At 63.5% G+C, this 25,535-nt stretch carries 28 protein-coding genes; 21 read left to right on the top strand and 7 right to left on the bottom strand.

Annotated features, from left to right (window positions below; translation table 11 throughout):
- Both ABC729_RS08290 and ABC729_RS08285 read right to left on the bottom strand, forming a co-directional pair.
- Positions 1–930 carry a class I fructose-bisphosphate aldolase gene (locus ABC729_RS08290; protein ID WP_444734610.1) on the bottom strand — a complete coding sequence of 310 codons (930 nt, stop codon included), beginning with the start codon at positions 928–930 and terminating at the stop codon, positions 1–3.
- 116 nt (positions 931–1,046) lie between these two features.
- Entirely contained in the window at positions 1,047–1,499 is a 453-nt protein-coding gene (locus ABC729_RS08285) for a hypothetical protein (RefSeq protein ID WP_495607151.1), read from the bottom strand.
- 138 nt (positions 1,500–1,637) lie between these two features.
- Between ABC729_RS08285 and ABC729_RS08280 the strand changes: the two genes are divergently transcribed.
- The 5 genes from ABC729_RS08280 (at position 1,638) to ABC729_RS08260 (ending at position 5,381) form a co-directional block, all read left to right on the top strand.
- Positions 1,638–1,988 carry a DUF1428 domain-containing protein gene (locus tag ABC729_RS08280; RefSeq protein ID WP_495607150.1) on the top strand — a complete coding sequence of 117 codons (351 nt, stop codon included), beginning with the start codon at positions 1,638–1,640 and terminating at the stop codon, positions 1,986–1,988.
- A gap of 135 nt (positions 1,989–2,123) precedes the next feature.
- Positions 2,124–3,083: a DUF3034 family protein gene (locus ABC729_RS08275; protein WP_495607149.1), complete on the top strand. Its 960-nt coding sequence runs from the start codon at positions 2,124–2,126 to the stop codon at positions 3,081–3,083.
- Positions 3,084–3,087: 4 nt separating this feature from the next.
- Positions 3,088–3,558 (top strand): group I truncated hemoglobin, encoded by a 471-nt coding sequence (locus tag ABC729_RS08270; protein ID WP_495607148.1) that lies wholly within the window; start codon positions 3,088–3,090, stop codon positions 3,556–3,558.
- 424 nt (positions 3,559–3,982) lie between these two features.
- Complete coding sequence (locus tag ABC729_RS08265; RefSeq protein ID WP_495608661.1) at positions 3,983–4,294, top strand: cupin domain-containing protein; 312 nt, start codon at positions 3,983–3,985, stop codon at positions 4,292–4,294.
- A 559-nt stretch (positions 4,295–4,853) separates the two neighbouring features.
- On the top strand, positions 4,854–5,381 hold the full coding sequence (locus ABC729_RS08260; protein WP_495607147.1) for an RNA polymerase sigma factor: 528 nt from the start codon (positions 4,854–4,856) through the stop codon (positions 5,379–5,381).
- A 1-nt stretch (position 5,382) separates the two neighbouring features.
- Here ABC729_RS08260 and ABC729_RS08255 read toward each other — a convergent pair whose 3' ends face one another.
- Positions 5,383–5,721: a cupredoxin domain-containing protein gene (locus ABC729_RS08255; protein WP_495607146.1), complete on the bottom strand. Its 339-nt coding sequence runs from the start codon at positions 5,719–5,721 to the stop codon at positions 5,383–5,385.
- 132 nt (positions 5,722–5,853) lie between these two features.
- On the opposite strand from ABC729_RS08255, the gene ABC729_RS08250 reads away from it, so the two are divergent.
- The 7 genes from ABC729_RS08250 to ABC729_RS08220 all read left to right on the top strand — a co-directional run bounded on the left by ABC729_RS08250 (position 5,854) and on the right by ABC729_RS08220 (position 13,053).
- Complete coding sequence (locus tag ABC729_RS08250; protein WP_495607145.1) at positions 5,854–6,177, top strand: ArsR/SmtB family transcription factor; 324 nt, start codon at positions 5,854–5,856, stop codon at positions 6,175–6,177.
- Positions 6,170–6,706 carry an SRPBCC family protein gene (locus ABC729_RS08245; protein WP_495607144.1) on the top strand — a complete coding sequence of 179 codons (537 nt, stop codon included), beginning with the start codon at positions 6,170–6,172 and terminating at the stop codon, positions 6,704–6,706. The genes ABC729_RS08250 and ABC729_RS08245 overlap by 8 nt, the downstream gene beginning before the upstream one ends.
- 133 nt (positions 6,707–6,839) lie before the next feature.
- A complete protein-coding gene (locus ABC729_RS08240; protein WP_495607143.1) occupies positions 6,840–8,084 on the top strand; it encodes a Bcr/CflA family multidrug efflux MFS transporter in 1,245 nt (414 codons plus the stop codon).
- Between the two features lie 64 nt (positions 8,085–8,148).
- Positions 8,149–8,442, top strand: a complete 294-nt coding sequence (locus ABC729_RS08235) for a type II toxin-antitoxin system ParD family antitoxin (protein WP_495607142.1) — start codon at positions 8,149–8,151, stop codon at positions 8,440–8,442.
- A gap of 6 nt (positions 8,443–8,448) precedes the next feature.
- Positions 8,449–8,805: a type II toxin-antitoxin system RelE/ParE family toxin gene (locus ABC729_RS08230; RefSeq protein ID WP_495607141.1), complete on the top strand. Its 357-nt coding sequence runs from the start codon at positions 8,449–8,451 to the stop codon at positions 8,803–8,805.
- On the top strand, positions 8,802–11,024 hold the full coding sequence (locus tag ABC729_RS08225; protein ID WP_495607140.1) for a primosomal protein N': 2,223 nt from the start codon (positions 8,802–8,804) through the stop codon (positions 11,022–11,024). The genes ABC729_RS08230 and ABC729_RS08225 overlap by 4 nt, the downstream gene beginning before the upstream one ends.
- A 94-nt stretch (positions 11,025–11,118) precedes the next feature.
- Entirely contained in the window at positions 11,119–13,053 is a 1,935-nt protein-coding gene (locus tag ABC729_RS08220; RefSeq protein ID WP_495607139.1) for an alpha/beta hydrolase family protein, read from the top strand.
- Between the two features lie 46 nt (positions 13,054–13,099).
- Here ABC729_RS08220 and ABC729_RS08215 read toward each other — a convergent pair whose 3' ends face one another.
- The gene (locus tag ABC729_RS08215; protein ID WP_495607138.1) at positions 13,100–14,344 is read right to left on the bottom strand and encodes a divergent polysaccharide deacetylase family protein; all 1,245 of its coding nucleotides are present in this window, start codon (positions 14,342–14,344) and stop codon (positions 13,100–13,102) included.
- A gap of 183 nt (positions 14,345–14,527) precedes the next feature.
- Between ABC729_RS08215 and ABC729_RS08210 the strand changes: the two genes are divergently transcribed.
- From ABC729_RS08210 to ABC729_RS08190, 5 genes are all read left to right on the top strand, one after another.
- The gene (locus ABC729_RS08210) at positions 14,528–15,130 is read left to right on the top strand and encodes an anthranilate synthase component II (RefSeq protein WP_495607137.1); all 603 of its coding nucleotides are present in this window, start codon (positions 14,528–14,530) and stop codon (positions 15,128–15,130) included.
- Between the two features lie 19 nt (positions 15,131–15,149).
- Complete coding sequence (gene trpD, locus ABC729_RS08205) at positions 15,150–16,175, top strand: anthranilate phosphoribosyltransferase (protein WP_495607136.1); 1,026 nt, start codon at positions 15,150–15,152, stop codon at positions 16,173–16,175.
- Complete coding sequence (trpC, locus tag ABC729_RS08200) at positions 16,172–16,990, top strand: indole-3-glycerol phosphate synthase TrpC (protein WP_495607135.1); 819 nt, start codon at positions 16,172–16,174, stop codon at positions 16,988–16,990. The genes trpD and trpC overlap by 4 nt, the downstream gene beginning before the upstream one ends.
- On the top strand, positions 16,987–17,472 hold the full coding sequence (moaC, locus tag ABC729_RS08195) for a cyclic pyranopterin monophosphate synthase MoaC (RefSeq protein ID WP_495607134.1): 486 nt from the start codon (positions 16,987–16,989) through the stop codon (positions 17,470–17,472). The genes trpC and moaC overlap by 4 nt, the downstream gene beginning before the upstream one ends.
- Positions 17,473–17,576: 104 nt before the next feature.
- On the top strand, positions 17,577–18,776 hold the full coding sequence (locus ABC729_RS08190) for a molybdopterin molybdotransferase MoeA (RefSeq protein WP_495607133.1): 1,200 nt from the start codon (positions 17,577–17,579) through the stop codon (positions 18,774–18,776).
- A gap of 15 nt (positions 18,777–18,791) precedes the next feature.
- Here the strand turns inward: ABC729_RS08190 and ABC729_RS08185 are convergent, their stop codons facing one another.
- Positions 18,792–20,471, bottom strand: a complete 1,680-nt coding sequence (locus ABC729_RS08185; protein WP_495607132.1) for a methyl-accepting chemotaxis protein — start codon at positions 20,469–20,471, stop codon at positions 18,792–18,794.
- Between the two features lie 371 nt (positions 20,472–20,842).
- Between ABC729_RS08185 and lexA the strand changes: the two genes are divergently transcribed.
- On the top strand, positions 20,843–21,592 hold the full coding sequence (gene lexA, locus ABC729_RS08180; RefSeq protein WP_495607131.1) for a transcriptional repressor LexA: 750 nt from the start codon (positions 20,843–20,845) through the stop codon (positions 21,590–21,592).
- Positions 21,593–21,701: 109 nt separating this feature from the next.
- Entirely contained in the window at positions 21,702–21,929 is a 228-nt protein-coding gene (locus ABC729_RS08175) for a hypothetical protein (protein WP_495607130.1), read from the top strand.
- 12 nt (positions 21,930–21,941) lie between these two features.
- Here the strand turns inward: ABC729_RS08175 and ABC729_RS08170 are convergent, their stop codons facing one another.
- Positions 21,942–22,238 (bottom strand): acylphosphatase, encoded by a 297-nt coding sequence (locus ABC729_RS08170; RefSeq protein WP_495607129.1) that lies wholly within the window; start codon positions 22,236–22,238, stop codon positions 21,942–21,944.
- 117 nt (positions 22,239–22,355) lie between these two features.
- Between ABC729_RS08170 and ABC729_RS08165 the strand changes: the two genes are divergently transcribed.
- On the top strand, positions 22,356–22,913 hold the full coding sequence (locus tag ABC729_RS08165; protein WP_495607128.1) for a GNAT family N-acetyltransferase: 558 nt from the start codon (positions 22,356–22,358) through the stop codon (positions 22,911–22,913).
- A gap of 2 nt (positions 22,914–22,915) precedes the next feature.
- Here ABC729_RS08165 and ABC729_RS08160 read toward each other — a convergent pair whose 3' ends face one another.
- Positions 22,916–24,208: a hemolysin family protein gene (locus ABC729_RS08160; protein ID WP_495607127.1), complete on the bottom strand. Its 1,293-nt coding sequence runs from the start codon at positions 24,206–24,208 to the stop codon at positions 22,916–22,918.
- Between the two features lie 227 nt (positions 24,209–24,435).
- Between ABC729_RS08160 and ABC729_RS08155 the strand changes: the two genes are divergently transcribed.
- Positions 24,436–25,533 (top strand): alkene reductase, encoded by a 1,098-nt coding sequence (locus ABC729_RS08155; protein WP_495607126.1) that lies wholly within the window; start codon positions 24,436–24,438, stop codon positions 25,531–25,533.
- Positions 25,534–25,535: the final 2 nt, after the last annotated feature.

The following is a 25,535-nucleotide window of genomic DNA, read 5'->3' as shown; positions in this document are numbered from 1 at the left end:
TTATTCCTTGTTCTGGTAGATGCGCACCAGCTTGTCCAGCAGGGCCAGCGCGTCTTCGCGGGAACGCTGGAAGGCGTTGCGGCCGATGATGGAGCCGTTGCCGCCGCCGTCGCGGATGGCGCGGGCATCTTCATACACCGCATCCTCGCCCTTGGCAGCGCCACCGGAGAAGACGACGATGCGGCGGCCGTTGAAACAGGCCTGGGTGATGTGCTTCACGCGGTCGGCCAGCGTGTCGCGCGGGATATTGTGCTTTTCATAGATCTTGCGCGCCTCGTCCTGTTCCAGGTCGGCGGTCGGCAGCTTGACCTTGATGATATGGGCGCCCAGCAGAGCGGCCATGTGGGCGGCGTAGGCATCGACGTCCAGCGCCAGCTCACCCTTCTTGGAGATGTCGCCGCCGCGCGGGTAGGACCAGATGACGGTGGCGATGCCCTTGGACTTCGCCTCACGCGACAGCTCGCGGATTTCCTCATACTGGCCGAACATGGCGTCGGAGCCGGGATAGATGGTGAAGCCGATGGCAGAGCAGCCCAGGCGCAGCGCGTCATCAACGCTGGCGGTCACGGCCTGATCGGCGGCTTCCTTCTGGCGCGACAGGCTGTTGGCGCTGTTCATCTTCAAGATCAGGGGGATGGAGCCGGCGAAGGTGGCGGCGCCAGCCTCCAGCGGGCCCAGCGGGGCGGCATAGGCCGACAGGCCGGCATCGATGGCCAGCTGGAAATGGTAATGCGGGTCATAGGCGGCGGGGTTCATCGCGAAGCTGCGCGCCGGCCCATGTTCGAAACCCTGGTCGACGGGCAGAATCACCAGCTTGCCGGTGCCGCCCAGGCGGCCTTCCATCAGGATGCGGGCGAGATTGGCCTTGGTGCCGGGATTGTCGCTCTCATACCAGGAAAGGATTTCCTTAACGCGGCGGGTCAGCTTCATCTTCGTTTTCCTGCCATTTCTGCGGGGCGGCGGCCCCTATGTCGGTGCGGGTTTGATATCCCACGGGCGGGTGTAAAGCAACGTGACGGCGTTGCGGGGTAATGTCTGAAATTCCGTTACATTTGTTTGAAATCAAGAACTTGTGTCAGGTGTTGCCGTAGGGTGGCACCACGGTTGCGCCGCCAGCACACCTCTGTCACAGGCTGGGACAAGCGGTGCAGACGGGCCCCATGCGCCTCTGTCAACGATGTCAGACGCGTGTCAACGCTGTCACCGATTCCAGGGCCGGGCGAAATCGCGATGTCGGTGCAGCCGGCCCGCAACGCGCCCAGCACCAGACCTGGCAGATCGGCGCAGTCCAGCACGGCCAGGAACGGGCCGGTTGCAATATTACCCCATTCGTCTTGCAGTGCCGCCCACCAACCGGCCCCGGCCAGGCCTGCGATACCGGGATATGAGATGAGGCGTACTGGCCGTCCGCTTGCGATCTCCAGCACGATCCGCCCGGCCTCCAGCCCATCCACGCGGATGGCGGGCGTCTGGGGCCAGTTGATATCGGGCGGGGTCATGGGGTGGTTCCGGCAGTTGCAATGCATTCAAGAAAGGCCATCAGCGTAATTGATGCAAAAAAAATCGCTGCCCCTGTCGGGTTGGTCAGGGCACCATCGTCCTTGGGGAATGGTCAATCAACGCTGAGGGAGGTTTTCATGTATGTCGATGGTTTTGTGGTGCCGGTGCCGAAGGATAAGCTTGATGCCTATAAGGATCTGGCGACCTTGGCGTCCCAGGTCTGGATGGACCATGGAGCGCTTTCCTATGTCGAATGCGTAGCCGATGACGTCCCCTATGGCGAGGTGACGTCGTTCCCCCGGTCAGTACAGGCCACTGAGGATGAGATCGTCATTCTGGCCTGGATCACCTATCCCTCGCGCGAAGTGCGCGACGCCTGCAATGCCAAGGTGATGGCCGACCCACGCATGAAGTGCGACCCGACAAACATGCCCTTCGATGCCAAGCGCATGTTCTTCGGCGGCTTCACCTCGCTGGTGGTTGCCTGAGGGGTAAAATTACATCGTCCTGCATCTGATTTCTTTTTTTGGGGATTAGATGCATCCGCCTGAAGCGTCCTCTCGTAATCAGGATGACGGTCGCGGATGACCGCCGGCCTTGGCAATGAGAAGGCGAAAGTACGAATGACGATGTTGGACGGTCGCATACATGTTGCGCCGGCACTGGTTGTCGGCGCGACGATGATGATGCTGGCATGGCCGGCGAATGCCCAGATCGCGGTTGGAACCCCGACGAAATCGGCGAGTATGCCGACGCGACCGCTGGATACGGGGCCACGGGAGATGACGGGCGGCAAGCTGCTAGCCACAGGCGGTGTCAGCCAGCTGGAAGGTGCTGCAGGTGGTGGTCTGACGCCATGGGCAGTGATCGGCGGCTATGGCACGGCCGACCAGGTAGGGGCCAATGCCTTCATCACCAAGGTCTATGCCGATAATTATCGCCTAACCACCTATGGTGGTGCCGTCGGCCTGTTTGACCGTGTCGAGATTTCTGCCGCCAAGCAGGTGTTTGACACACGTTCCGTTGGTGCGGCGCTTGGGCTGGGCAAGGGCTACGAATTCCGCCAAACGGTGCTGGGTGCCAAGGTTCGGCTGTTCGGCGATGCTGTATTGGACCAGGATACCTGGCTGCCGCAAGTGTCGGCGGGTATCCAGTACAAGGATAATGAGCGCGACACGCTGTTGAAGGCCATCGGTGCCAATAGCGGCAATGGTACCGATTTCTACCTATCGGCAACGAAACTTATCCTTGATTATAATCTGCTGCTGAACGGCACTGTTCGCATGACCAAGGCGAACGAGATCGGCATCTTGGGGTTCGGTGCCAGCAACGACCATGATTATGAGCCCATGGTGGAAGGGTCGGTCGGTTACCTGATCAACCGGAACCTCGTGGTGGGTGTGGAATACCGCTCCAAGCCCGACAACCTGGCCATCGTCAAGGAAAGCGACTGGTTCGATGTCTTTGTGGCCTGGGTGCCGACAAAGAACGTGTCGCTGACTGTTGCCTACGCCGATCTGGGTACGGTCGCCATCAAGGACGACCAGAAGGCCCTGTATCTCTCTCTCCAGGTGGGGTTCTGATCCGATGAAGATCACAAAGATGCTGATGGCGGTGATGGTCGGGGCCGGAATGGTTATGGCGGTCCCATCGATGGTGCCAGTACAGGCACAAACGGCGGATATGGCCGCCTTCGAGGCCTTTGGCGGGAAGGAAGGTATCGACAAGGTCGTTGCCGATTTCGTCACCCTGATCTTCGAGAACCCGCATATCGGGCCGTTTTTCAAGGACAGCAGCCCGGAGCGGCTTCGCAAGACACTGGCCGAACAGTTCTGTGCCGAACTGTCGGGCCCGTGCAAATATACCGGTCAGGGCATGAAGCAGGTCCATGCCCGGTTCGATATCCGCCGTGAGCACTTCAATGTGCTGGTGGAGGAGTTGCAGGTGGCCATGAACCGCCAGGGCGTTCCCTTCTGGGCGCAGGGCAAGCTCCTGGCGCGTTTGGCCCCTATGTACCGTGACATTATCGACAATGGTGACAAGGTAGTCACCAAGTGAGCGGAACTGATCCAGATCGGTCAGCATTGCTGGTCGGTCTGGCGGTTGGCAGTTTGCATCGACGGTTTGATATCCGGTTCTGTCCCGCCAACCCCTGGGTGGACAGCCTCTGTGTCGGGGGGACGGACGGCTGGTTGCCAGCGGGTTATCAGGACGTGGGCCATAAGAACGGATATGATTGCGGAAAGCATCATGACGACAAGGTGCCGGACACGTGACGGATGACGAGAAGAAGGAACGCGCCCTGCTTGCCGGCTTGGCTGTGCTGGCCGCAGAACCCGTTCCCGCCGAACTTAACGATGCCGTTGAAGGATGGCTGACTATCTTCGGTGCGCTGGCTGAAACCCTGCCGCCGCAATCCCCGCCTGACGGTAGCTGGGACAGGCTTGAAGCGCGTCTGCCACCGGAAAATGGTTTGCGGACCATGGTTGGCGTTGTCAATGGGCCTTGGGAACCGGCGGGTCCCGGCGTTTCGCGCCGAGTCCTGTTGCGGGCTGCTGATGGCGAGCCTCTGGCTTTTCTGCTGCGGGTCGAGGCGGGAGGCCGGGTCCTGGCCCATCCGCATGACCGGCGGGAAGAATGCATGTTGATCCAGGGCGACGTAAGGATTGCTGGTGCCGACCTTCGTCCGGGCGATTTCCTGGTTGCTGACGCGGGCAGTACCCATGCCGAGATGACCACTCAAGGCGGCATGTTGGCCTACATCCGGTACTTGGATTTACCGTCGGCGGCCTGATAGTCGGTTCCGTGTACGTTTTCCTTTTGCCTGCGCTGATCCGGTCGTGTTTGCGGCCGGAAGCGCCCCTCTCTATCCTGATCGAATGGACGACAGATGTTTTCTTCGCCGCGTGTATGGTGTTGTCTTCTGGTGCCGGTTTTGTTTTTCCAAACCGGGACCGCATTAGCGGATGGCGATGCCGTGGTCGGCGCGCGGTCCTATCAGCAGCGGTGCGGCGGTTGCCACACGCTGGATACCGATCGTTTCGGCCCCCGTCATCGCGGGGTCATCGGGCGCAGGGCCGGTGGCGTACCGGGATACGCCTATTCCCCGGCGTTACAGGCAGCGACCATTGTCTGGAATGCAGACAACCTTGACCGGTGGCTCGCGGACCCGCAAGCTCTCATCCCTGGACAGCGAATGAACGTGGTTACGCGCGACGCCAAGATACGCGCCGATATCATTGCCTATCTGTCGGCACAATCGGCGGAACTGACCGCTGGTGCGCCCTGAGGGTTTTCGTCGCATTGCAGGGGCGCCGGAATTGGACAAGGCCGCGCTTATTAAAGATCTGCTGGTGAGGGTTGGTCGTGATGCGGACCGCGAGGCTTTTCGCGCGTTGCACAATCTGACCGCGCCGCATGTCTATGCCGTTTGTCTGCGCATGATGCGTGTGCCGCATCACGCGGAGGAGGCGATGCAGGAGGCTTTCCTGCTGATCTGGCGCAAGGCTAGTCAATATGATCCCAACCTTGGTCCGGCCTTGCCCTGGATGCTGATGGTTTGCCGCAACCGTGCGGTCAGCATGTTGCGCATGCTGCCGCCCCCTGCGACCGATATTGACGAACATATCGACCTGCCCGATGACGTGACACCGCCCATCGATCAAGTGGTCGGTGACATCGAAATCAGCCGCGCGGTGCGTGCCGCACTGTCGCTGTTGCCGGAAAAGCCCCGCCACGCCTTGGAACTGGCCTTTTTTGAAGGGCTGGAGCATCCGGCTGTGGCGGCCCGGATGGGCGTGCCGCTGGGGACGGCGAAAAGCTGGATTCGCCGCGCCCTGATCAGTCTGCGTCAGCAATTGCCCGCAGAGTACCAACCCTGATCTATTCCTCCACCGTCACCGCGACTTCCATGCGCGGATGAATGTCGCAGCCCACGATGACCTTCCCCGCCTTGGTGAAGGTCATCGCGTTTTCGGTGCCCGGCTGTTGCAGGTCCAGGTCAAAAGGGAATAAGGGCGTATGGGAGACGACATGATGGGCCATGTTGTCGTCATTGCGGAAAATTACCGTATCGCCGACCTTTACGGTCAATTCTGCCGGCCCGAACTGCCGGTTCTGCTGCGTAACAACATGCGTGCCCGCGGCGGATACATCGCCTTGCATCATCAAAATGGGCGCTGCCGTCGACAGAAGGGTCAGGTAGGCAAGGGTGCGCGACATGAGACAGTCTCCAGGAAAGGTCGTTGCAATTCGATTACGCGGGTACAGGCATCGCGGATGCATCTGCCGAACCCCGGGCATGGATTGTATTTTTTGTTTGACTTAATTAAGCAAATAACGAAATATCATCCCATGGACAGCTTCACCGCCCTTGCCGACCCGACGCGGCGTTCGATCCTGGAAATGCTGGGGCATCGCGCCCTGGGCGCCGGGGATATTGTCAGCCGGCTTCAGGCCCAGGGCAGCATCAGCGCGCCCGCCGTTTCCCAGCATCTGAAGGTGCTGCGGGAGGCGGGGCTGGTGCGGGTTCGGGTGGAGGGGCAGCGCCGTATCTACAGCCTGGACCCGGCGGGTCTGGACGCGATGGATGCCTGGATCGCGCGCGTGCGCGGCTTCTGGGTGTCGCGCCTGGATGCGCTGGAACAGGCCCTGCTGGAGGATGATCGGGATGAGTGATTTCGGCGTGGTGACGGAAGCGGGTGCCGTGCGGTTTGAACGGCTGCTGCCGGGGCCGGTGGAAAAGGTCTGGTCTTTCCTGACGGACAGCGAGAAGCGGGGACGCTGGCTGGCCTTTGGCGAGATGCAGGGCAGGGTGGATGCCCCCTTCCGCCTGGAATTCCACAATACCAAGCTGGGGCCGGGTGACAGTAACATTCCAGCCAAGTATCGCGACAATTGTCAGGACGGGGTCTCCACCCATGGCCGTATCCTGGTCTGGGAACCGGGGCGGCTTCTGTCCTTCACCTGGGCGGAGGAGAGCCAGCCGTCTGAAGTCACCATCGAATTGTCGTCTGTCGGGGACAAGGTGCGCCTGATCCTGACCCATCGTCGTCTGGACGGGCATGGCATGATGATCAGCGTGGCCGGCGGTTGGCATACGCATCTGGACATTCTGGCGGCGCAACTGGACGGGCGTCCCGCCCCTGGCTTCTGGACCCGGCATACGGCGCTGGAGGCGGAGTACGACCGTATGCTTGCCGGGTAGGGGTAAGGCGGCTGGCCATGCGGCGGGCGGGCGGCTGCCATCGGGACTGTCGGGGTGTGCGGTGCGAAAGGCGGTGTTTTAATTAACGCACCGCCCGGTTCCGACCGGGTGCCGGATTCAGGATCAGCACATCATGCGCAGCAGTGATATCGGGAGCATTTCCACCGAACAGGCGGCGGGCGGCCAGTCCGTTGCCGTTGGCGGCGGATTGCCACCCGGCACCAGCTTCACATGGTTCGTGCTGGTCATGGGTTTCCTGACCATGTTCGGCCCCATGGCCATCGACATGTACCTGCCGGCCTTGCCCGCCATCGGTGCCGACCTGGGCGCCGATCAGGCGAAGGTGCAGATGACCCTGTCGATATTCCTGATCGGCTATGGTGCTGGACAGTTGCTCTGGGGGCCTTTGGGTGACCGGTATGGCCGCAAGGGGCCGGCGGCGATTGGCATCGTACTGTTCATTCTGGCCAGCGCCGGTTGCGCGCTGGCGCCCGACATCTGGTCGCTGACGGCGTGGCGGTTCCTGCATGGCGTCGGGGCCTGCGCGGCCCCCGTCATCGCCCGCGCCATGGTGCGCGACAGTTTCGACCGTGATCGCGGTGCGTCGGTCATGTCGTTGATGATGCTGGTCATGGGGGTGGCCCCCATGCTGGCACCGTTGGCGGGTGGGCAGGTGCTGGACCATATGGGCTGGCGCGGCATTTTCTGGTGTTTGTGCGGGTTCGGCCTGCTGGCGGGGCTGGGGCTGCTGACGGTCAAGGAAACGGCGCGGCCTTCGGGCAACAGGTCGGGCGGGTTGCTGTCCAACTATGCCCTGCTGCTGCTGGACCGACGGTTCATGGGCTATGCCCTGTCGTCGGGCTTCGTGTTTGCCGGCATGTTCGCCTACATCTCCGGTACACCCTTCGTCTATATCGAACATTTCGGCGTGGCCCCGGAACATTTCGGTTTCCTGTTCGGCATCAATGTTGTGGCATTGATGATCGCCAATGTCGTGAACAGCCGGCTGGTCCTGCGGTTCGGCGTGGACCGTATGATGGGCTGGGGCATCCTGGCCACCGCCGGGATCGGCGCGGTTCTGATCGTTACTGGCGGGTTCGGTATCGGCGGCATCTTCGGCGTGGCGATCCCGCTGTTCTTCTATCTGGGCGCGCTGGGTCTGGTGGGGGCCAATGGCATGGCGGGGTCGCTGGCGGCCTTTCCCCATATGGCGGGCACGGCATCATCGCTGTCTGGTGCCTTGCAGCTGACCATCGGGGCGGTCGCGGGCGGCATCGTGGGGGCACTGTCCACGGGTGGATCGCCGTTGCCCATGTGCGCCGTGCTGTGTGGCTGCGCCCTGGCCGGGCTGGCGTCTGACCGGCTGCTGAAGCGGTAAGACCGGTTTCATTGGCATGATTTGCCAATTATGGGAGAATGGGGAACCTGAATGGAGGTACCCCATGCCCACGCGCAATGTCGTTCTGACCGACCATCACGAAAAGGTGATCGAGGAACTGGTGCGTTCCGGCCGCTACCAGAATGCCAGCGAGGTGCTGCGCGAAGGCATCCGCCTGATCGAAAAGCGCGAGGCAGCGGATAAGGCCAAGCTGGAGGCGCTGCGGGCGGCGATCCAGGTAGCAGATGCCCAGATTGCCAATGGCGAGTATCTGGAGTTTGATGAGGAAGGCCTGTCCGATTTCTTTGACAGCATCGAAGCAGAGATTGACCGGCCCGTGACAGCGCCGGTGCGGTGAAAGCCGATGGCGCGATATCGTCTTGCACCCGCCGCCCGTTCCGACGTGGCGGAAATTCTGATCTACAGTCACCAGATGTTTGGCCCTCTGGCCCGGAGCCGTTATCGCGGCCTTATAGAAACGGCGTTCCGGTTGGTGGCTGAGCAGCCCCGGAGGCCGGGTGCCGCTGTGCGCCCTGATCTTGGAGAGGGGCTTATGCGGTTCCATCTGCGCCATTGCCCAGACGCAGCACTACGTGACGGACGGGTTCAGCGTCCCTGCCATGCCGTCTACTACCGCGTTGTGGAGTTGGGCCTGATCGACATTCTGCGCGTCCTGCATGATCGCATGGACCCGCGCCGCCACGTGGATAACGACAATTGACCGGTGATCTGCTTTCCGGGGTGACGGCGCCATCGGCGCGCGTGCGGGTGCAGCTGCCCTTGCCGCTGCCTGAACCCTATGATTACCGCGTGCCGGGGGACATGGCGCTGGTGCCCGGTTCCTATGTGGAGGTGCCGTTGGGGCCGCGCCGGCTGTTCGGGGTGGTCTGGGCGGACGGTGAGGGACAGGGGGAGCGGGTGGAGGAGCGAAAGCTGCGTCCCGTCATCCGCGCCATCGAACTGCCGCCCATGCCGGAGATCACGCGGCGGTTCGTGGAATGGGTCGCGGCCTACACCATGTCGCCCGTGGGTGCCGTCCTGCGTATGGCGGTGTCGGTGTCGGCAGCGCTGGAGGACCCGCGCGCCCTGACCGCCTATATGCGCAGCGATGCGCCGGTGCCCGATGACCTGCGCCTGACGCCGGCGCGCAAGCGCATCCTGGAAATCCTGTCCGACGGGCCGCCGCGTCTGGCCGCTGATGTGGCGGCGGAGGCCGGTTGCGGGACGGGGGTGGTCAGGGGGCTGGCAGAGGCAGGCGTGCTGATGACCGTGCCCATGCTGGCCCTGCCGCGCTTTCCCCGGCCCGACCCGGATGCCAATCCCAAGACCCTGTCGGGCGCACAGCGTCTGGCTGCCGAAGACCTGACGGCCAAGGTATCGGCGGGTGGTTATTCGGCCACGCTGCTGGACGGGGTCACCGGGTCGGGCAAGACCGAGGTCTATTTCGAGGCGGTGGCGGCGGCCCTGCGTGCCGGTAAACAGGCGCTGGTGCTGCTGCCGGAAATCGCCCTGTCGGCACAATGGCTGGACCGGTTTGCGCAGCGGTTTGGGGTGCGGCCCGCCGAATGGCATTCTGAAATGGCCCCGCCCCTGCGCCGCCATACCTGGCGGGCGGTCGCCAAGGGGGAGGCGCGGGTGGTGGTGGGTGCCCGTTCCGCCCTGTTCCTGCCCTATCCCGATCTGGGCCTGATCGTCGTGGATGAGGAGCATGAAGCCGCCTTCAAGCAGGAAGACGGTGTCATCTATCATGCCCGCGACATGGCGGTGGCCCGCGCCCATCTGGGCCGGTTTCCCATCGTTCTGGCGTCGGCCACACCCTCGCTGGAAACGCTGGTGAATGCGGAGGGTGGGCGGTACAGCCGCATCGACCTGCCATCGCGCCATGGCGGGGCCAGCATGCCCGATGTCACCCTGATCGACATGCGGCGCAAGGAACAGGCCCCGCCGGCTAGGGCCTGGCTGTCGCCTGTGCTGCGCGAGGCACTGGCCCAGACCATGCTGGCCGGGGAGCAGGGGATGCTGTTCCTGAACCGCCGGGGTTATGCGCCGCTGACCCTGTGCCGGAGCTGCGGCCACCGGCTGCAATGCCCGAATTGTACCGCCTGGCTGGTCGAACATAGGCTGACCAAGCGGCTGCAATGTCATCATTGCGGGTATCAGGCGAAAAGCCCCGATGCCTGCCCGGAATGCGAGGCGGAAGGCAGCTTTGTCGCCTGCGGCCCCGGCGTAGAGCGGGTGGCGGAAGAGGTGGCGAGCCTGTTCCCCGATGCCCGCATCGCCATGATGACATCCGACACATTGTCCGGCCCGCGCGCCTTGCGAGAGGTGATTGAGCAGGTGAAGGACGGGGCCGTCGATCTGCTGATCGGCACGCAGGTCATGGCCAAGGGCCACCATTTCCCCATGCTGACCCTGGTCGGCGTGGTCGATGCCGATCTGGGGCTGGCCGGTGGTGATCCGCGCGCGTCGGAACGCACATTCCAGCTGCTGCATCAGGTGGCGGGACGGGCAGGGCGTGAGGAACGGCCCGGTCGCGTGATGCTGCAAACCTATATGCCGGAAAACCCGGTCATGCAGGCGCTGGCCAGCCATGACCGCGACAGTTTCCTGTCGGTGGAGGCAGAGCAGCGAAGGCAGCTGGAAATGCCACCCTTTGGCCGTATGGCGGCGCTGATCGTGTCGGGTGAGGATGAGGGGGCGGTCGATGCCATCGCCGCAGCCCTGGGCCGGGCGGCCCCGCGCGACCGGGAGGAACTGACGATTCTGGGTCCGGCCCCGGCCCCGTTGGCGATCTTGCGCGGGCGATACCGCCGACGGTTGCTGATAAAGGGGCCGAAAACGGTGTCATTGCAACCGATCCTGTATGATTGGCTGACCCGGATCGAGGTGCCTGCATCCATACGTGTGCAAGTTGATATTGATCCTTACAGTTTCCTCTAGGGCGTGTGCTGAGGCCTTTACCGGGCCTGAGAGAATATTCTAGGCTCCTTCCCAGTCCAAGGCGTTGGGGAACGCCATAGAACGGGGTGTGGGAATGCGGAGATTGTGGGGTGCGGCCCGGATTGCCGGGGCGTTGATGGCCGGTATGTGTGCGGGTGCGGCACTGGCAGAGGCGGCACCGGAAATTCCGGTGGAATATTTCGCCCACCGGCCCGTGATGGCGGATGTCGATCTGTCGCCCGACGGCAGCCATGTCGCCTTCCTTGCCCCGGTCGGCGGCCGGTTGCATCTGGTGGTTCGTAAACTGCCCATGGCATCGGGGGACAAGCCCGCTGTCATCGGCCCGTCGGATGCGGAAATCATCGGCTTCGACTGGATCAGCAATGAACGGCTTCTGGTCCGTATCCTGACGACCGAGAAGATGAACACCAGCGACGGGCGCAAGCCCCTGCGCTTCACGCGGACCGTTTCCATGTCCCGTGATCTGCAGGAAATGAAGGTGCTTTTGCAGCGACCGCCCGACAATGGCTATTTCCTGCAGCACACGCCGATCCTGCAATTCATTGATGATGAGTACGTCCTGGCCGCCTATCCGACCGAGGATGGCCCCTGGCCGGGGGTGGTGAAGCTGAATGTCATTACGGGCGGTTTCACGCGTGTGCGCCGACCCATCCGCAACGTCACCGAATATATCCCCGACCCGACCGGGGAAATCCGCATCGCGGAAACCTATGACGATCGCAAGCTGGAAAGCCGTTACCTGCGCCGCGTTGCCGGTGGCGATTTCGAACTGATGATGAAGGACAAGGTGCTGGAGGATGATGGCGGCTTCGGCATTCTGGGCTTTGATGCCACGGGCCAGAATCTTTTCGTCGTTTCCCGGCACGAGGGCGACCGTTCCGCCATCTACAAATATGATCTGGCCAATGACCAGATGGGCGAGAAGGTGGCCAGCGACCCGCGTTTCGATGTGAATACCGCGATCATCCATCGCGGTGCTGTCGTGGCCCTGGCCTGGATGGATGATCTGCCGCGCCGGCAATGGCTGGACCCCGCCGTTCAGCGGCTTCAGGATGCGCTGGACAAGGCCCTGCCCGAAAGCCGGGAGATCGTGATCGACACGGCGGCCGACGGCAATCTGGCCCTGGTCGCCAGCTTCGCCGTGGACGCGCCCACCACCTATCGCCTGTTCGACCGGCGGACCAAGGAATTCTCTCTGTTTGGCGATACCTATCCCGGCATCGCGCAGGAGAATGTCAGCAAGCGCCAGCCCGTGACCTACAAGGCCACAGACGGCACCGACATTCCGGGATATCTGATCCTGCCGGTGGGTGTGGAAGCCAAGAACCTGCCCTTCATCATCATGCCCCATGGCGGCCCGTTCGCGCGCGATAACGGCACCTTCGACGTGATGGCGCAGTTCCTGGCCAACCGTGGCTATGGCGTGCTGCAACCCAATTTCCGGGGTTCCACCGGCTATGGCGCTGCCTTCAACAAGGCGGGCGAAAAGCAGTGGGGCGGGTTGATGCAGGATGATGTGACGGATGCCGCCAAATGGGCCGTTGCCCAGGGCTATGCCGATCCCAACCGCATGTGCATCCTGGGCTGGTCCTATGGCGGCTATGCCGCCCTGATGGCGGCGGTGAAGACGCCCGACCTGTTCAAATGCGCCGTGGCGACGGCGCCTGTGTCCAATCTTGAACGGCTTTATGAAGAGGTGCGGTCGTCAAACTTTACCAACTGGACGCGCGGCCTCTATTTCGGGGACAATCCCGAGGCCTTGAAGCCCATCTCCCCCTATCATCAGGCGGACAAGATCAAGGTGCCGGTCCTGCTGGTGCATGGCGACCTGGACTATCAGGCCTCCGTCGCCCACAGCCGCGACATGAACCGCGCCCTGGAACGCGCCGGTAAACAGGTCGAGTATGTGGAGATCAAGGGCATGGACCATTCCCCCATCGTCACGGCCCAGATGAAAACCGTGCTGGAGGCCTGGGAGAAGTTTTTGAAGACGCACCTGGGGAAGTGAGCCCACCAAACAGGAAAACGCCCCGGTCGCATGGCCGGGGCATTTTTCATTTCACCGCCGCCGTCAGCGGCACCAACTGGAAGCCCTTTTCCGGCAAGGTCGGCAGCCATTGGGTCAAGGCGGCGATGGTGACGTCGTGGGGGTGGCCGATGGCGATGGCGAGGCCGTTTTTACGCGCGATTTCCTCTACCTTGGCCAGCGATGCCGCCACACCCTGCGCCGTCATCACATGGTCGAGGAACACGTCGCGCGACAGCATCGGCACTTGGTAATGGACCGACAAGGGGGCGGCGGCGGTGTTGGCCGTGGTGCGGCTGTCCAGGAACAGCAGGCCGCGTGCGCCCAGTTCGGCCATGACCACAGCCATGCCCGCACGGTCGGCGGTGAAGCGGCTGCCCATATGGTTGTTGATGCCGACAAAGCCCTGAAAGGCGGACAGGTTGGTGGCCAGACGTTGGCGCAAGGTCCCCTCATCCAACCGGGTCAGAAGGGCACCGGGGCCGGGATCATCCTTGCCGGTTGGCTCCATGGGCATATGTACGATCAGTTCATGGCCGTTGGCGCGGGCCTTTCCCGTCTGCTGTGGCAGATCACGGGCATAGGGCAGCCACGCCAGGGTCAGGGGGCCGGGCAGGGAGGCCACCTTTTCCGACCGGTGCCGGTCCACGCCCATATCGTCGATGACAATCACGATGCGCGGATGACCATTGGGGGCGGGTGCCGCCACCGCGAAATGTTTCCAGGTGGGCGTGCCGGCGGGGGCGGCGACCAGCGGGGGCAGGGGACGCGGCGGGGCGGCGGGCAGGGAAGCCACCTGTGCCGGCGGTGCGGCGGGCGTCGCGGGTTCTATCGATGCCGGTGCCGGTGCGGGGAAACCGGGTGGTGCGGCGGGCACGGTCGGTGCCGCACCGGGGCGGGTGGGCAGGTCGGCGGTTTCCGCCGCCTCCTCATCGCTGGCATCTTCCGGTTCGTCGGCACCGCTGGCGTCCGCTTCCTCCTCCATGGGCGTCAGGGCGGGGCCGGCGGCGACGGGGTGATAGCGTTCCTGGCCCAGCAGTGCCGTCATGCCACCCGCCACCAGCACAAGGGCAGCCACGGCCAGCGCGATGCGCCCGCCCGTCCCCAGGCGCGACAGCCAGAGCAGGGCCAGACGGCGGGCGCGGACCACGCTGTCGCGGCCCCGTTTAACCGCCCCAGCACCATTGCGCACGCGGGGACGCTGTGCCCCCTTGCCACCGCCGGTACGGGGGCGGTTGCTGTTTCCGGCGGGTCGGGGCTTCTGGGGCGGCATGGGCGAACGACCTTGGCATCGGGAACTGGAACGATTTACTGCTACAAACACGGGGCCCGGCGCAATGCCCCTGCCGCAATGCCGCCCGCCGCCGGGGACAGGGCTGCACAGGCTGGAAATCATCGCTGTCAGTCTGTAGGCTTCGCGGTCCAAGGCCCTGGGGGCCGATGCCGGAATAGAGCCATGCTGCTGTTCATCGACAATTACGACAGTTTCACCTGGAACCTGGTGCATTATCTGGGCGAATTGGGCGCTGAGATGGCGGTTTGGCGTAATGACGCGCTGAAGGTCGATGAAGCTTTGGCGTTGAAGCCGGAAGCCATCGTGCTGTCGCCCGGCCCCTGCGACCCGGACAAGGCCGGCATCTGCCTGCCCCTGATCCATGCGGCGGCGGAACATCGCATCCCCCTGATGGGTGTGTGCCTGGGCCACCAAGCCATCGGTCAGGCCTTTGGCGGTCGGGTGATCCGCGCGCCGGAGCCGATGCATGGCAAGCTGTCGGACGTATTTCATGAAGGTCGCGGCCTGATGGCCGATCTGCCCAGCCCGTTCAAGGCCACGCGTTACCATTCCCTGATCGTGGAGAAGGAAACGCTGCCGGATTGCCTGGAGGCGACAAGCTGGCTGCCCGACGGCATGATCATGTCGCTATCGCACAAGACCCTGCCCATCCATGGCGTGCAGTTCCACCCGGAAAGCATTGCGTCCGAACATGGGCACAAGATCTTCGACAATTTCCTGAAACTGGCCGGCGTGACACGCGGTCCGCAGCTGCGCGTGGCGTGAGGGCCGGATGTCAGGGGATATGGGAGATTTCAAGGCGCTGCTGGCGAAGGTCGCCACCGGTGCCAATTTGAGTGAGGCGGAGGCCGAACACGCCTTCGCCATCATCATGTCGGGCAATGCCACGCCGGCCCAGATGGGCGGGTTCCTGATGGCGCTGCGCGTGCGTGGTGAGACGGTGGAAGAGATCACGGGTGCCGTGCGCGCCATGCGCGCCAAGGCCCTGAAGATCGAGGCACCGGACGGGATCATCGATACCTGCGGCACCGGGGGCGACGGGGCGCATACCTATAACATCTCCACTGCCGTGGCCTTCGTCATTGCCGGCTGCGGCGTGCCGGTGGCCAAGCATGGCAACCGCGCCATTTCGTCCAAGTCGGGGGCGGGGGATGTGCTGTCGGCGCTGGGCGTCAATCTGGATGCCGATTTCGCGCTGGTCCGCCGCGCCCTGTTCGATGCCCATATCGGTTTCCTGCTGGCCACGCGTCACCATACGGCCATGCGCAATGTCGGGCCGACGCGGGTGGAACTGGGTACGCGTACCATCTTCAACCTGATGGGGCCGCTGTCCAACCCGGCGGGGGCCAAGCGGCAACTCATGGGCGTCTATGACGCGAAATGGGTGGAGCCACTGGCCCAGGTGCTGCGCAATCTCGGCTCCACCCGCGCCTGGGTGGTGTCGGGGGCCGATGGCCTGGACGAGATCACGACCACCGGCCCCACCCATGTCGCCGAACTGCGCGATGGGCAGGTGCGCCGGTTTGAGGTGACGCCGGAGGAGGCGGGGCTTTCCCGCGTCACCCTGGCCGACCTGCGCGGCGGCACGCCGGAGGAAAATGCCGAGGCGTTGCGGGCGGTTTTGGCGGGTGCCAGCGGTCCCTATCGCGATATCGTGCTGCTGAACGCCGCCGCCGCCCTTGTCGTGGCCGATGCCGTGCCCGACCTGAAGACGGGTGTGGCCAAGGCCGCCGATTGCATCGCCTCCGGTCAGGCCACATTGGCGCTGGACCGGCTTGTCTCCATCACCAACACACCGTTGACGCTATGAACAGCCAACCCGACGTCCTGGCCCGCATCAATGCCGACAAGGCAGAGCACGTGGCCCGCGCCAAGGCGGCCCGACCGCTGTCTGTCGTCACCGACCTCGCCAAGGAACAGCCCGCTCCGCGCGGCTTCGCCAAGGCCCTGGAAAACACCGTCGCGGCGGGCCGCTGGGCCCTGATCGCGGAGATCAAGAAGGCCAGCCCGTCCAAGGGCCTGATCCGCGCCGATTTCGATCCGCCGACCCTGGCGCGGGCGTACCGGGATGCCGGTGCCACCTGCCTGTCGGTGCTGACCGATGTGCCGTACTTTCAGGGGGACGATGCGTTCCTGGTGGCGGCCCGCGCGGCGGTGGAGTTGCCGGCCCTGCGCAAGGATTTCATGATCGATCCCTATCAGATCGTGGAAAGCCGGGCGCTGGGGGCCGACTGCATCCTGCTGATCATGGCTTGTCTGGATGATGTCCTGGCCCGCGAACTGTATGACGCCACGGTCGAACTGGGCATGGATGTCCTGGTGGAGGTCCATGACGAGGCGGAGATGGAACGCGCCTTGATGCTGCCGGGCGGCTTGCTGGGCGTGAATAACCGCAATCTGAAGACGCTTTCCATCGATCTGGCGACCACGGAACGCCTGTCGGCCATGGTGCCGGCGGGCCGGCATCTGGTGGCCGAAAGCGGCATTCACAGCCCCGCCGACCTGACCCGTCTGGCCCAGGCGGGGGCGCGGCGCTTCCTGATCGGCGAAAGCCTGATGGCAAAGCCAGACGTGACGGCGGCCACCAAGGCCCTGCTGTCCACCCCGATGATCGAGGCGGCATGAGCAACCCCCTGACCCATTTTGACGAGGCCGGCAACGCCGCCATGGTCGATGTCTCGGCCAAGGATGAAACGGTGCGCATCGCCATGGCGCGCGGCCATATCGCCATGAAACCGGAAACCCTTGCGCTGATCCGCGATGGCGGCATGGAAAAGGGCGATGTGCTGGGCGTGGCGCGGCTGGCCGGCATCATGGCGGCCAAGAAGACGCCCGACCTGATCCCGCTCTGCCATCCCCTGATGCTGTCCAAGGTTTCCGTCGATTTCACGATCGACGAGGCCGGATCCAGGGTGGAAATTGAGGCGACGGTCAAGCTGAAAGGCCGCACCGGTGTGGAGATGGAGGCGCTGACTGCCGTGTCGGTGGCGGCCCTGACCATCTATGATATGTGCAAGGCCGTCGATAAGGGCATGGTCATTGGTGGCGTCCACCTTGCCTATAAGGAAGGCGGGAAAAGCGGGACCTATGTCGGATCGGCGGCCTGAGCCTTCCCGTCGGCGAAATATCGGCTTTCCATCACGCTTGCCCCGTTGCGGGGCGTGATATATGCGCCAATATGTCGAAGCTGTTTGACAGACGGAGCATGTGATTGATCCCGCTTTCCGAGGCCCGCGCCCGCATCCTGGCGGCGGCGAAGCTGCTGCCCGCTGAACAGGTGCCCATCACCCAGGGGTTGGGCCGTGTTCTGGCTGCCGATGTGGTGGCGCGCGTCACCCATCCGCCGACGGCGGTCAGCGCCATGGACGGCTGGGCCGTGCGTACCGCCGATATCGCCAGCTTCCCCGTCACCCTGACCCGCATCGGCGAAGCCCCGGCGGGCCGGCCCTTCACGGGCACTGTGGGGCCGGGGCAGGCGGTGCGCATCTTCACGGGCGGGGCGCTGCCCGATGGTGCCGACACGGTGGTGGTGCAGGAAGATGCCGATGATCATGGGGCGACCGTCACGCTGAAGGATGGGGGCGGTCCCGGTCGCTGGGTGCGTCCGGCGGGGCAGGATTTTGCGACGGGTGATGTCGGCGTGCCCGCAGGCCGCCGCCTGACAGTGCGTGATCTGGCGCTCACCGCCTCCATGAATGTGCCGTGGCTGCGCGTGCGGCGGCGTCCGCGCGTGTCGATCCTGGCCACGGGCGACGAGGTGGTGATGCCCGGCGATACGTTGTCGCCGGGTCAGATCGTCAGTTCCAATTCATTGGCGCTCTGTGCCCTGGTGCGGCAATTGGGCGGGGAGCCGGTGGATCTGGGCATTGCCGGCGACAGCGCCGACAGCCTGTCCACCCTGGTCGCTGCTGCCTCGGGCACCGACTTGCTGGTGACCATCGGCGGGGCCTCGGTGGGGGAGCATGATCTGGTCCGCTCCGTTCTGGGTGCGGCGGGTCTGGAACTGGATTTCTGGAAAATCGCCATGCGGCCGGGCAAGCCGCTGATGTTCGGGCAGATGCATGGGGTGCCCATGATCGGCCTGCCGGGCAATCCCGTCTCGGCCCTGGTCTGCGCCTGGCTGTTCCTGCGACCGCTGTTGCTCGCTATGCAGGGGCTGCCAGCCGATGATGATCTGCGCGATGCCATCCTGGCCCGCGACATGGGGGCCAATGACAGCCGCGCCGATTTCATCCGCGCCAAACTGTCGAAGGATGGGGAAGGGCGCTTGGTCGCCGAACCCTTCCCCAAGCAGGATAGCGGCATGTTGAGCCGTCTGGCCTGGGCCGACTGCCTGATCCTGCGGGCACCCCATGCCCCAGCGGTCAAGGCGGGGGACAGGGTGCAGGTGATGCCGCTGGACGCGCTGTAATAACACCAGACGGGGTTACGCTCCGATCCGCGCTGCCTCCTGTGCGGCGCGGTTCATGTTGGCGGACATTTCGCCGGCTACCGCACTCTGCTGTTCCACGGCGACGGCGATGGAGCCGACATAGTCGTTCACCTGTCCGATGGCGCTGTGGATGCTGCCCAGGGTGGTCACGACCTGTGCTGCCGTTTCGCGCAGGCCGCCAATATCATCGGCGATGCGGTCGGTGGCGGCACGGGCCTGTGTGGCCAGGCTTTTCACCTCCTGCGCCACCACGGCGAAGCCTTTGCCGGCCTCCCCGGCGCGCGCCGCCTCGATGGAGGCGTTCAGTGCCAGCAGGTTGATTTGGCCGGTGATCCCGGTGATCAGGTTCACGATATCAACCATGCTGTCTGACAACTGGGTTAGGCGCGAGGTGACGGTGCCGGCGGCATCGACACGGCGGTTGGCCGCCTCCGCCTCGTCCCGTGACTTGCGCATGCTGTCCGCGATTTCACGGATGGAGGCGTTCATTTCCTCCGCACCGGCGGCCACACTTTCCATCATGCCGCGCACATATTCACTGCGCTGGCGGGCCAGCACCTGCCGTGTCACGTCGCTGGCATATTTCACAACCTTGTAGTGCTTGCCATCCAGCCCCAGGACGGGATTGTAGGAGGCCTGAATCCAGACATCCTGCCCGTCCTTGGCGCGCCGCCGGAACTCGCCCGCCTGATATTCGCCGGCCGCCAGCTTCTGCCAGAAGGTACGGTAGTCGGCACCGTCCCGCTCCCCCTCCGGCATGAACAGGGAATGGTGTTTCCCCTGGATTTCATTCAGCTGATAACCCAGGGCGGACAGGAAATTCGGGTTGGCGGTGATAACGGTGCCATCCAGCGTGAATTCGATGACGGCCTGGCTTTTGGATATGGCGGCCAACTGGCTGGCGCGGTCGGCATTGAGCCGCTTCTGTTCGGTGATGTCACTGGCGAACTTTACGACCTTGGCGACATTTCCATCCGTGTCCAGGATGGGGGTGTAGGTCGCCTGAATCCAGATATCGCTGCCGTCACGGCGAAGGCGCCGGAACTCACCACCAAAAAATTCGCCGGCGGCCAGCCGTTCCCAGAAACGTTGATACTCCTGGCTTTCCCGCTCGTCCGCCGGCATGAACTGCCGGTGATGCCTGCCCTTGATTTCCGTCAGCGTATAGCCCATCGCCGTGAGGAAATTGTCATTGGCGGTCAAGACCTCCCCGCCCGGCGTGAACTCGATCACGGCCTGGGTACGGTTGATGGCGGCCACCTGTCCGGCCATGTCGGCGTTTCGTTGCACAGCGTCGGTAATGTCGGTCGCCAGCTTCACCACACGCACAACCCGACCAGAGCGGTCCACAACCGGGTTGTAGGTGGCCCTGATCCAGACATCCGCTCCCCGGCTGTCGACCCGGCGAAACACGCCAGACTGGAATTTGCCATGATTAAGCGCATCCCAGAATTGGCGGTAGTCCTCCCGCTGATGATCCTGGGGGCGCAGGAACATGCGATGGTGTTTCCCAACCACCTGTTCCGGCGTATATCCAAACGACTGAAGGAAATTATCATTAACTCCTAATATAAAGCCATTGCCATCAAACTCGATGATGCATTGGGAGCGTTCAATAGCATCCCGTAAGGCTTGATTTCGGCGCAATTGTTGAGAGTTAAACAAAAGCCGCATGCTAAAATTTCCTTGTGGAAACGCCAATGTGATCAGCCGGAATCAAGGCCTTTGACACTTCGGCACGGAATTATTCATGCCTTGTGGTCGATTGGGTAATCCTTTAGGAAAATCTTATAATCGACTGTATCGGCCTGTGCTGAATAAACAGAATTACACCACACGTCCATATCGCGAAAGGAATAGTGTGATTAATGAACTGAATGGCTGCGGTCGAAGGTTGCAGGCGGGAGTGGCGTTGTCACGCCCACAACGGATGGGTTGTGCGAACCAAAATAGAACATTGCCTGGTGTTCCGTTATTGTTCTATAGTGATGATGGTCACAAGACGGTGCCGGATGGGCGGCCGCCGTCGCGGGTGAGGGAATGCCATGCTGACGCGCAAGCAACAGGAACTCTTGTTCTTCATCAATGAACGGCTGAATGAGGGCGGGGTTTCCCCCTCCTTTGACGAGATGAAGGACGCGCTGGGCCTGAAATCCAAATCCGGCATCCATCGCCTGATCACGGGTCTGGAGGAACGGGGCTTCATCCGCCGGCTGCCCCACCGCGCCCGTGCGCTGGAGGTGCTGCGCCTGCCGGAAAAGCCGATGCCCAAGGCAAAGGCGGCACCCGCCGCTCCGGCTCCGTCACCCATGGCGTCCCCTGCGGCGGAGGTGTCGCCACGTTTCAAGCCCAACGTCATCAAGGGCGATTTCCGCAACAGCTTGCCCGGTCGTCAGGCCAGCAACGATGCCGAGGCGGTGGCCCTGCCGCTTTACGGGCGTATTGCCGCCGGTCTGCCGATTGAGGCGATGCGCGACAATTCCGTGACCATCGATATTCCCGCCTCCATGCTGGCCGCTGGTGACCATTACGCGCTGGAAGTGGCCGGCGACAGCATGATTGACGCCGGTATCCTGGATGGCGACACCGTCATTATTCAGCGGTGTGAGACGGCGGAGAACGGGACCATCGTTGTCGCCCTGGTCGATCAGCAGGAGGTGACCTTGAAGCGTCTGCGCCGCAAGGGCAATTCCATCGCCCTGGAGCCGGCCAACCCGAATTACGAGACGCGGGTCTTCGGGTCCGACCGTGTGAATGTGCAGGGCCGTCTGGTCGGTCTGATCCGCCGCTACTGAACGCGGTCGGGCGGTACGCGCCTTAATCCTGTCATGGGCCGGCCCCGGTTTCGCCGGGTGCAGGGTTCAGGTTGGGGATCATTACCCCTGTCTGGATTGGTCCGGCCCCATGCATCATGTCCCGACCCTGTCGTCCCGCCGGCTGTTGCCGCTGCTTCCCCTGCTGTTGATGCTGTCGGCCTGTGCCAGTCCGTGTCAGCGGATCGACAATGAGTTGCGGCAACTGAACGCCGATACGATCCGCGATCCGGCCATGGCATCCGATGGCCGCTACCTGTCCCGGTTTCAGGAGCTGGCGGCGCAATCGGTGGAGAAGGGATGTCTGGGCGGGCCATAGGCCCAGCCCGCGTTATTCCGTCGGGCGCTGATCGAAGCCGGTGGTGCCGGGATCGGCGGCTTCCGTCACCTTCACATTGATGACGATGGCGCTGGGCGGGCCCTTCCAGCAGGCATCCAGCATGGCGTCGACATCGGCGCTGTGGCCGATGAACAGGGCCTCGACGCTGCCGTCGGTCCGGTTGCGGACCCAGCCATCCAGGTTCCGGGCACGGGCCTGTTCCACGGTCCAGCCGCGATACCAGACACCCTGGACGCGGCCCGTCACAATCACGCTGACGGCGCGCCGATCTTCCATGGGATTTGTCATGAATGTCTCGCTTTGTTTGAGCCTATCCAGCCCAAGCGAGGCGTCCTTGTCAATCACCCTCGCCAAGTCCGCGTTTCTGGGGCAGCATATGGATGGCTGACCCATCCGGAGGGGGGCATGACCACAAGCCTGATCCGTCCCGCGACCGTTTCCGACGCCGCCGGCATCGCGCATGTGCATGTCGAAAGCTGGCGGTCCACCTATCCAGGCATGTTGCCCGACCGCTATCTGGTGGGCCTGTCCACGGCTACGCATGAAAAGCGCTGGCGCGGGTTGCTGACCGGTGCGCCGCCGCGGGGTCGCCGTACCTATGTGGCACAGGTCGGCGGACGGATCGTTGGTTTCGCCTCCTGTGGGCCGCAGCGGACGGGTCTGCCGGGATTCGGTGGTGAGTTTTATGCTCTGTATCTGGTGGATCAGGCACAGGGCATGGGGATGGGGCGTCGCTTCCTGGCCGCCATGGCGCAGCATTTCCTGGCCGCCGGCACCCAGGCGGCCATGGTCTGGGTGCTGCGCGAAAACCCGTCACGCTATTTCTATGAAAGACTGGGCGGGCAGTTGCTGGCCGAACAGCCGATCAGTTTTGCCGGCGCCCGCCTGATGGAGGTGGCCTATGGCTGGACTGATCTGGTGCCGCTGGCCCGCCTTGCCGCCGATCCGCCGGTGGAGGGGTAGGATCAGGCATCCGGCGTTGGGGTGACCAGAACCTTGTCAATGCGGCGGCCATCCATATCGACCACTTCAAAGCGATAGCCGTCATGGTCAGCATATTCGCCGGCGGTGGGAATGCGGCCCAGCTTGAACAGCAGGAAGCCGGCCAGCGTATGATAGCCGCTATCCTCGTCCCGCAGGCTTTTCAGGCCCAGATGCGCCTCGACTTCCTCAACGGCCATCATGCCGTCGATCAGCAGGGAGCCATCCTCGCGCCGGACAATGTCGCTGTCTTCCCCGCCATCGTCGGGCAGTTCACCAGCAATACCCTCCAGCACGTCGGTCAGGGTCGCGATGCCTTCGACCGTGCCATATTCATCCACGACGATGGCCATATGTTCGCCGGACTGTTTGAACAGGTCCAGGAGGCGCATCACCTCCGTGCCGTCATGCACGATCAGGGCGTCGCGGACGACGGCGCGCAGGTCGAAATTCCCGCCCTGCAACAGGCTGTTCAGCAGGTCCTTGGTGTGGACCACGCCCATGACATCGTCAAAATCGCCGCGACAGACGGGGAAGCGGCTGTGCCCGGCTTCCCGGATCTCCCGCTTGATATTCTCATGCTCGTCATCAATGTCCAGCCACATGACCTCCGGCCGGGGGGTCATCAGGGAGCGGACGGTACGGTCGGCCAGACGCATGACGCCTTCGATCATGCGCTTTTCGCCAGGATCGAACACGCCACTGGCCGTGCCTTCGGCGATCAGGCTTTTCACCTCTTCTTCGGTCACCGTCTGCTCGGCCTTTTCCGGCACGCGCAGCAGCTTCAACATCGCCTCCGTGCTGGCGCCCAGCAGCCAGACGAAGGGGGCGGTGGCGCGCGACAGGGAGCGCATGATGGGGGCGGCGAAGCATGCGATGGCTTCGGCCTTGTTCAGCGCGATGCGCTTGGGCACCAACTCGCCAGCGATCAGCGACAGATAGGTGATGGCCATGACGACCAGGGCGATCGATATCGTCTCCCCATAGCCGGTCAGGGCGGGGATGGCGTCAAGCACGGGGGACAGGCGTTCGGCCAGGGTGGCACCGCCGACAGCGCCGTTGATGACGCCGATCAGCGTGATGCCGATCTGCACCGTGGACAGGAAGCGCGAGGGGTCTTCCTGCAAAAGCAGTGCTGCGGCGGCACCACGGCGCCCTTCCTCCGCCATCTGCTGAAGCCGGATTTTCCGGGCCGAAACAACGGCCATTTCCGACATGGCAAAGAACCCGTTCAACAGGATCAGGAACAGGACCGCGGCGAGTTCGAGCGAAACCATCTTCTCTGTTATGTCACGTGGGCCCAATGCGGCCCGCGCCACATCCTATCGCATTGCACGCGAAATGCGAGTGGTGATCATGCGCTGTCGTCGTTTCGTAACGAAAGACGGGGGGTGACCGCTATCACTTGCCGGAAAGCAATCATCGATTAGATCAAGGCCCATGACCTGGTGCGCCGCCGCAATGGCCGTGACGCACCGCAACCTTCCCCAAAGGGGCCCTTGAAATGAGCAAACCCGATCTTCTGTCGCCCTTCATGCTGGGCGATGTTGAGCTTCCCAACCGCGTCATCATGGCGCCGATGACCCGGTCGCGGGCCGGCAAGGGCGATGTCGCCACCGCCGCCACCGCCAAATATTACGTACAGCGGGCCAGTGCTGGTCTGCTGATCACCGAAGGTACCCAGATTTCGCAGCAGGGCCAGGGCTATGCCTTCACGCCCGGCATCTATAGCCCGGAACAGGTGGCGGGATGGCGCGGCGTGACCGACGCGGTTCACACCGCCGGCGGGCGCATCGCGGCCCAGCTGTGGCATGTCGGACGGCTGTCGCACCGGGTGCTGCAGCCGGGTGGCGCGCTGCCGGTGGCCCCGTCGGCCCTGAAACCAGACGGTCAGGCATTCACCCCACAGGGCATGCTGGATTACGAGACGCCGCGCGCCCTGGAAACGGACGAGATTGCAGGCATCGTGGCCGACTTCGCGAAAGCGGCAGAGAATGCCAAGGCAGCCGGCTTTGACGCGGTCGAACTGCATGGAGCCAATGGCTATCTGATTGATCAGTTCATCCGCAGCGGCACCAATCTGCGTACCGACCGCTATGGCGGGTCGGTGGAGAATCGCAACCGCTTCATGTTGGAAGTGGTGGCCGCGGTCACGGATGTGCTGGGTTCTGGGCGTGTTGGCATCCGGTTCAGCCCGAACGGCGCCTATCACAACATGTCGGACAGCGACCCAGCGGCTACCTTCGGCTATGCCGCTGAGCAGTTGAACCGCTTCAATCTGGCATTCCTGCATGTTATTGAGCCGCTGGTGGATGACCATAATATGAGCCCGCCGCCGGGTGCCAAGCGGGTGGCGGGCCTGCTGCGCCAGACCTTCAAGGGGCCGTTCATCCTGAATGGCGGTATCACGCGGGAGGTGGGTGACCGTCTGATCGGTGATGGTGCCGCCGATGCCATCGCCTTTGGCGTGCCCTATATCGCTAATCCCGATCTGGTGGAACGGTTCCGCCGCAACGCCCCGCTGGCCAAGGCCGACCGCGCCACCTTCTATGGTGGGGATGAACGGGGCTATCTGGACTATCCGGCGCTGGACGCGGCGTGAGT

Source organism: Niveispirillum sp. CC-CTL257 (genome assembly GCF_059489915.1).
The sequence above is the reverse complement of the archived record's forward strand: the minus strand, read 5'-3'. Positions and strand labels throughout refer to the sequence as shown.